Raw genomic sequence first — 7,256 nt, forward strand, 5'->3', positions numbered from 1 at the left:
CCCCGGAGGCGCTGAAGGCCTGGTGGGGCGGGTTCCGGGCGGGCTGGCGCGAACCCTGCGGTCCGCGGCGGCCCATGCGGTGGCGTACCGTCTGGCGACTGACCAGGCTGGGCCGACCACCGATCATCTGATCGCATCCGATGGCACCCGCATCGAATGCCCGATCGCTGCGGCCGGTGCCCACACGCCGGCCGGCTCCCCCGAGATCCCAGTGGATCCCCATCGGTGCACCGGCGGACCTCGCCGACCGGCCGCCCCGACCGATCCCGCGTGAAGGACGAATGTGTCGACAGTGAGTGAACCCGTCAGCCTCTCGGCCCCCAGAGGGGTGGACGCGGGCCTGACCCCCAAGCAGCTTGCGGACAAGTACGGTCTGGCGGTCAGCGGTGCCCGTCCCGGCCTGTTCGCCTACTCCAAGCAGCTCTGGGCCCGGCGCCACTTCATCTGGGCCTTCGCCACCGCCCGCCTGGTGGCCCAGTACACCAACGCCAAGCTCGGCCAGCTGTGGCAGGTGGTGACCCCGCTGCTCAACTGCGCGGTGTTCTACCTGGTCTTCGGCGTGATCCTGGCGAGCAAGCAGGGCTTCCCGGACAACACCTACATCGCCTGGCTCTGCATCGGCGTCTTCGTCTTCCAGTTCACCCAGAACGCGGTGCAGGCCGGCACCCGGGCGATCTCCGACAACCTCGGGCTGATCCGGGCGCTGCACTTCCCCCGGGCCAGCCTCCCGATCGCCTTCACCGTGATCCAGCTCCAGCAGCTGCTGATCTCCATGGTCGTCCTGGTCGTCACCGTGCTCGCCGCCGGCATCACCCCGGGCCGGACCTGGCTGCTGATCATCCCGGCGCTGCTCCTGCAGACGCTCTTCAACACCGGCATCTCGCTGGTGATGGCCCGGATCGGCTCCCGGACCAGCGACATCTCCCAGCTGATCCCGTTCGTGATGCGCGCCTGGATGTTCCTGTCCGGTGTGATGTTCAGCATCCAGGACAAGATCACCCACTGGCCGCACTACATCCAGACGCTGATGTCGCTCAACCCGGCGTCGATCTACATGGACCTGCTGCGGCACGCCTTCGCGCCGGTCATCTACAACCCGCACCAGCCGGTGCACCAGGCCCTCCCGCCGCACCAGTGGGCGTACGGCCTCGCCTGGGGCGTGGGCATGTTCGTCGTCGGATACGTCTTCTTCTGGAAGGCCGAGGAGGAGTACGGCCGTGGCTGACATCGACCTGAGCAAGAGCGACACCGTCCTGGACACGGACGTGGCCCGCGAGCCCACCGTCGTCGTCGACGACGTGCACATCGTCTACAAGGTGCACGGCGCCGGCTCCGGCAAGGGCAGCGCCACCTCGGCGCTGAGCCGCATCATCAGCCGCAAGCGCGCCGCCGGCGTGCGCGAGGTGCACGCGGTCAAGGGCGTCAGCTTCACCGCGTACAAGGGTGAGGCGATCGGTCTGATCGGCTCCAACGGCTCCGGCAAGTCGACCATGCTGGCCGCCATCGCGGGCCTGCTGCCGACCGAGAAGGGCGGCATCTACACCAACGGCCAGCCCTCGCTGCTGGGCGTCAACGCCGCGCTGATGAACGAGCTCACCGGTGAGCGCAACGTCATCCTCGGCTGCCTGGCGATGGGCATGACCCCGGCCCAGGTGAAGGCGCGCTACCAGGACATCGTCGACTTCTCCGGCATCAACGACAAGGGCGACTTCATCTCCCTGCCGATGCGCACCTACTCCTCCGGCATGGGCGCCCGGCTGCGCTTCTCGATCGCGGCCGCGAAGACCCACGACGTGCTGCTGATCGACGAGGCCCTCGCCACCGGCGACCAGGCCTTCCAGCAGCGCAGCAAGCGCCGGATCGACGAGCTGCGCAAGTCCGCCGGTACGGTCTTCCTGGTCAGCCACGACAACAACTCGATCCGCGAGGTCTGCGAGCGGACCATATGGATCGAGGCCGGCGAGCTGGTCATGGACGGACCCACCGAGGAGGTCGTCAGCCGCTACGAGCGCGGCGACCGACCGTAGTCTCCGTCACACCCCAGGGGCCGGTTCCGGAACTTCCGGAGCCGGCCCTTCACCGTGCCTGCGGCCCGGTCCGTACGCCCCGCGGTCCCGGCCGGCCCGCCGCCGCGGGGGTGAGCGCGCGGTGCCCGGGGCGGGGCGCTCTTTTCCGCCGCGCCCCGGCGTGCCAGCCTGGTGGTCTCGGGGGGCGGTGTGCCGTGCGTGGCCCCCGCGCTCGGACGCGTGTCCGAGTCGGGCCGGTCGTGCCACGCGGTGTAGAACGGGGGAGTGACAGCAGTGTCGGCTTCGGCCCAGCCCAGAGATACGCCGGTGAACGGTTCCGCAGGACAGACCCTGGACAAAGCGGGCGCGGAGAACTTCCCCGTCGCCCCCTTCTTCCTGCCCGCGGCCTGGCGCGACGACCTGATGGCGGTGTACGGCTTCGCCCGCCTGGTCGACGACGCCGGCGACGGCGACCTGGCCGACCCGGCCGCCACCGCCCGCCTGCTCGGGGTCGAGCGGACGCCCCCCGCCACCCCTTCGGCCCAGCCCGGCCCGCCGACCCCGCCGGAGACCGCCTTCCGGCTCGCCCTGCTCGACGGACTGGAGCAGGACCTCGACCGGGTCTTCGAGACCGCGCTGCGCACCGCCAGCGGCTCCGGGGCCGGCGCCGACCGGCCCCGCCACCCGCTGCTGGACGCGCTCGTCCCGCTGGTCGACCGGCACGGCCTGACCCCCGAGCCGTTCCGCCGTCTGATCGAGGCCAACCGGGTGGACCAGACCACCGCCCGCTACGCGACCTTCGACGACCTGCTCGGCTACTGCACCCTCTCCGCCGACCCGGTCGGCCGCCTCGTGCTGGCCATCGCCGGCGTCTCCACCCCCGAGCGGATCGAGCTCTCGGACGCCGTGTGCAGCGGCCTCCAGGTGGTCGAGCACATCCAGGACGTGGCCGAGGACCTCGCCCACGGCCGGATCTACCTGCCCGCCGAGGACCTGGCCCGCTTCGGTCTCACCGAGGCGGACCTGGCCGCCCCCTCCGCCGACGGCGCGGTGCGCGAGCTGATCGCCTTCGAGGTCGAGCGGGCCCGCACCCTGCTCGACCGCGGCGCACCATTGGTAGGTACGGTTCGGGGGAGGCTTCGACTGCTCCTGGCGGGATTCACCGCAGGCGGCTACGCGGCCCTGGCGGCCGTCGAGGACGCCGGGTACGACGTGCTCGCCCAGCAGGCGAAGCCTGACAAGCGCCGCCTCGCAGCGAAGGCGGCGGCCATCTTCGCGAAGGGAAGGTGAACGCCCGAGTGGCGGTATCACCACTGGCGTCGGCCCAGGTCATGGCGGCGTACCGGTACTGCGAGGCAGTCACCGGACTGCAGGCGCGCAACTTCAGCTACGGCATCCGGTTGCTGCCCGAACCCAAGCGGCTGGCCATGTCGGCCCTGTACGCCCTGGCCCGCCGGGTGGACGACATCGGGGACGGCGACCTCCCGGACGACCGCAAGGCCGAGGCACTGCTGCGCACCCGGGAACTGGTGGACGAGGTCCGCTCCGGGGTCGTCGCCGAGGACGACACCGACCCGATCAAGGTCGCCCTGGCCGACGCGGCCCGGCGCTTCCCGATCCCGCTCGGCGGCTTCGACGAGCTGATCGACGGCGTCGAGATGGACCTCAAGGGCGCCGAGTACCAGACCTACGAGGAGCTGAAGGTCTACTGCCGCTGCGTGGCGGGCGCGATCGGGCGGCTCTCGCTGGGCGTCTACGGCTGCGACGACCCGGAGCTCGGGGCGCGCTACGCGGACACCCTGGGCCTGGCGCTGCAGCTCACCAACATCCTGCGCGACCTGCGCGAGGACGCCCTGAACGGCCGCACCTACCTGCCCGCCGAGGACCTGGTCCGGTTCGGCTGCGAGCAGGGCTTCGCCCTGCCGGAGCCGCCGGTCGGCGCGGACTTCACCGGCCTGGTGGCCTTCGAGGCCGCCCGCGCCCAGGCGGCCTTCGAGGAGGGCCTGCGGCTGCTGCCGATGCTCGACCGCCGCAGCCGCGCCTGCACCGCCGCGATGGCCGGGATCTACCACCGGCTGCTCGGCCGGATCGCCACCGACCCGGAGTCGGTGCTGCGCGGCCGGGTCTCCCTGCCGGGCTGGGAGAAGGCGTACGTGGCGCTTTCCGGGCTCGCCGGGGGGCGTTCTTGATTCTCACACCAGTTCTGTCACGCTGTGTCAGCGTGGAATCACGTGCGGGTAGTTCCGTGCCGACCGGACGAGTACCGGCTTCAGCGACCGCCTGCGGGCGGTCCACCGACTGCGAGGGGGAGGGCCGATGACCGGGCGAGCCGATGCCGCGCGCCCGGCCGCCGTCGTGGTCGGCGGCGGTCTGGCCGGGATCACCACCGCACTGCGCCTCGCCGAGGCCGGCCACCGGGTCACCCTCGCTGAGGGGCGGCCGCGGCTCGGCGGCCTGGCCTTCTCGTTCCAGCGCGGTGAGCTGACCGTCGACAACGGCCAGCACGTCTACCTGCGCTGCTGCACCGCCTACCGCGGCCTGCTGGAGCGGCTCGGCGCCACCCGGCTGGTCCACCTCCAGGAGCGCCTCGACATCCCGGTGCTCTCCGTCACCGGGCCGCAGGCCGCCCCGGTGCGCACCCTCGGGCGGCTGCGCCGGGCCGGCCTGCCCGTCCCGCTGCACCTGGCCGCCAGCCTGGCCCGCTACCCGCACCTGTCCCCGGCCGACCGCGCCCGGGTGGTCCGCGGCGCGCTCGCCCTGCGGCGGCTGGACCTCGCCGACCCGGAGCTGGACGCGATCTCCTTCGGCGAGTGGCTGCGCCGCAACGGGCAGAACGCCGCCACCCAGGCCGCCCTGTGGGACCTGGTCGGCGTCGCCACCCTGAACGGCCGGGCCGACCAGGTGTCGATGGCGCTCGCCGGGATGGTGTTCAAGACCGGTCTGCTCTCCGACCCGGGCGCCTCGGACATCGGCGTCTCCGCCGTCCCGCTCGGCACGATCCACCACGACCGGGCGCTCGCCGAGCTGGAGCGGGCCGGCGTCCGGGTGCTGCTGCGGTCGCGGGTGGCCGAACTGAAGCCGGCCGCGCCGCAGCACGACGTCCGGCTGGAGAGCGGGGAACTGCTCACCGCCGACACCGTCGTGCTGGCCGGCGCCCAGGACAGCACGGCCGCGCTGCTGCCGCCGAACGCGATCCCCGGGCAGGACCGGCTGGCCGGCTTCGGCACCGCGCCGATCCTCAACGTGCACGTGATCTACGACCGCAAGGTGCTGCGCCGGCCGTTCTTCGCCGCGCTCGGCTCCCCGGTCCAGTGGGTCTTCGACCGCACGGCGCACTCCGGCCTGGCCGCCGCCCCGCTGGGCCGGGCCCACCCGGGCGCCCAGTACCTGGCGCTGTCGCAGTCCGCCGCGCAGGACGAGATCGACCTCCCGGTCGCCGAGTTGCGCCGCCGCTACCTGCCGGAGCTGGGCCGGCTGCTGCCGGCCGCGGCCCAGGCGGAGGTGCTGGACTTCTTCGTCACCCGGGAGCGCACCGCCACCTTCGACCCGGCCCCGGGCAACGGGGCGCTGCGCCCGTCGGCCCGTACCGACGTCGCCGGCCTGCTGCTGGCCGGATCGTGGACGGCCACCGGCTGGCCCGCGACCATGGAAGGGGCCGTGCGCAGCGGCCACGCCGCGGCGGACGCCGCGCTCGCCGTGGCCGGCACCCGGGTGCCGGTGGACCGCGGCGACGGGAGGTGGCCCAGGTGACGGCGGGCTCCGCCGCCGGAGAGCCCGCCAGAGCCGACGGGCGTACCGTCGAGCGCATCGGCGCAACCACCGGCCGCGGCCCGTCCGGCCGCACCGGCACCACCGACACCGGCACCACTGATATCGGCACCACCGACACCGGCACCATCGGCACCGGCACTCGATTCGACACCTGCCGCACTGCCGGCACCCGGCCGCCCCGTGCGGTCCGGCACCACGAGGGAGAGGGAACGCACGTGGAGTCACGCACCGGCTTCGCCGTCGGAGGCACGGCGCACGCCGAACCGGTCTCGATGCCGGAGCTGCTCGCCCGCAGCCGTACGCTCTGCACCCCGCCGCTACGGGCCGCGGTCGCCCGTTTGGCCGCACCCATGGACACCGTCGCCGCCTACCACTTCGGCTGGATCGACCGGGACGGCACGCCGGTGACGGGGGACGGCGGCAAGGCCGTGCGCCCGGCGCTGGCGCTGCTGTCCGCCCGGGCCACCGGCGCGGCGGCCGAGGTGGGGGTGCCCGGCGGGGTCGCGGTTGAACTGGTGCACAACTTCTCCCTCCTCCATGATGATCTGATGGACGGTGACGAGACCCGACGGCACCGGGCCACCGCCTGGACGGTCTTCGGGCCGGCCCAGGCGATCCTGGTCGGCGACGCCCTGGCGACGCTCGGCACCGAGGTGCTGCTCGACGCCGCGGTGACCGGCGGCGCCAGCGCCACCGACGCCGCGCGTGCCGTCCGACTGCTCACCACGGCGACCCGCCGGCTGATCGACGGCCAGGCCATGGACGTCGCCTTCGAACAGCGCGACAGCGTCACGGTCGCGGAGTGCCTGGAGATGGAGGGCGGCAAGACGGCGGCCCTGCTGGCCGCCGCCTCGGCGATCGGCGCCGTCCTGGCCGGCGCCGACGACAAGGTCTCCGGCGCGCTCCAGCGCTACGGCCACCACCTCGGCCTGGCCTTCCAGGCGGTCGACGACCTGCTCGGCATCTGGGGTGCCACCGAGGTCACCGGCAAGCCGCACTGGGGAGACCTGCGCCAGCGCAAGAAGTCCCTGCCGGTGGCCGCCGCACTGGCCGAGGGCGGAGCGGCCTCGCGCCGGCTCGCCGAGCAACTGGCCGACCCGAAGGGACGCGGGGAGGAGAGCGAGCCCGAGCTCGCCGACCGGGCCGCGCTGATCGAGGAGGCCGGCGGCCGCGCCTGGACCCAGGAGGAAGCCCGCCGCCAGCACACGACTGCCCTCGCCGCCCTGGACGAGGTGCCCATGACCGACGAGGTGCGCGAGCACTTCGTCGCACTCGCCGAATTCGTGGTGGTACGAGAGAGGTGACGTTACGTTGACAGCAACCGCGGACGGCCGGCTCGACCCTGAGTACGATCCCGAGCCGGTCGCGGTGGGCGACCGCCCCCCGGCCCTGCTGGGCACGGGGCGGTGGCAGCCCGAGGACACCGACCAGCTCCGGCCGGCCGGTGGGGCGGACCTGCGGCCGGCCGACGCGCGGGAG

6 protein-coding genes and 1 pseudogene are annotated in these 7,256 nt (G+C 73.3%); all 7 read left to right on the forward strand.

The features are described 5' to 3' along the window. Window positions 1-131: pseudogene (locus ACIQOV_RS18715) on the forward strand (glycosyltransferase family 2 protein); the annotation flags it as partial. A 152-nt stretch (window positions 132-283) separates the two neighbouring features. Next, entirely contained in the window at window positions 284-1,225 is a 942-nt protein-coding gene (locus ACIQOV_RS18720; RefSeq protein WP_380348796.1) for an ABC transporter permease, read from the forward strand. Next, on the forward strand, window positions 1,218-2,027 hold the full coding sequence (locus tag ACIQOV_RS18725) for an ABC transporter ATP-binding protein (protein ID WP_359901613.1): 810 nt from the start codon (window positions 1,218-1,220) through the stop codon (window positions 2,025-2,027). The genes ACIQOV_RS18720 and ACIQOV_RS18725 overlap by 8 nt, the downstream gene beginning before the upstream one ends. 306 nt (window positions 2,028-2,333) lie before the next feature. Next, window positions 2,334-3,296, forward strand: coding sequence for a squalene synthase HpnC (gene hpnC / locus ACIQOV_RS18730; protein WP_401049724.1), 963 nt, complete (start codon window positions 2,334-2,336; stop codon window positions 3,294-3,296). 41 nt (window positions 3,297-3,337) lie between these two features. Then, window positions 3,338-4,195 carry a presqualene diphosphate synthase HpnD gene (gene hpnD, locus ACIQOV_RS18735; protein WP_380539628.1) on the forward strand — a complete coding sequence of 286 codons (858 nt, stop codon included), beginning with the start codon at window positions 3,338-3,340 and terminating at the stop codon, window positions 4,193-4,195. Window positions 4,196-4,322: 127 nt separating this feature from the next. Beyond that, a complete protein-coding gene (gene hpnE / locus ACIQOV_RS18740; RefSeq protein WP_401049726.1) occupies window positions 4,323-5,756 on the forward strand; it encodes a hydroxysqualene dehydroxylase HpnE in 1,434 nt (477 codons plus the stop codon). 293 nt (window positions 5,757-6,049) lie between these two features. Then, entirely contained in the window at window positions 6,050-7,081 is a 1,032-nt protein-coding gene (locus tag ACIQOV_RS18745) for a polyprenyl synthetase family protein (RefSeq protein ID WP_359901742.1), read from the forward strand. Window positions 7,082-7,256 lie beyond the last annotated feature (175 nt).

The sequence above is a fragment of the Kitasatospora sp. NPDC091257 genome, assembly GCF_044757675.1.
Lineage (GTDB): Bacteria > Actinomycetota > Actinomycetes > Streptomycetales > Streptomycetaceae > Kitasatospora > Kitasatospora lactacystinica.

Bases quoted from the DNA above. Each gene is read 5' to 3' on its own strand.
- hpnD (WP_380539628.1), top strand. From the start codon at position 3,338: ATGGCGGCGTACCGGTACTGCGAGGCAGTCACCGGACTGCAGGCGCGC.
- hpnE (WP_401049726.1), top strand. From the start codon at position 4,323: ATGACCGGGCGAGCCGATGCCGCGCGCCCGGCCGCCGTCGTGGTCGGC.
- ACIQOV_RS18745 (WP_359901742.1), top strand. From the start codon at position 6,050: ATGCCGGAGCTGCTCGCCCGCAGCCGTACGCTCTGCACCCCGCCGCTA.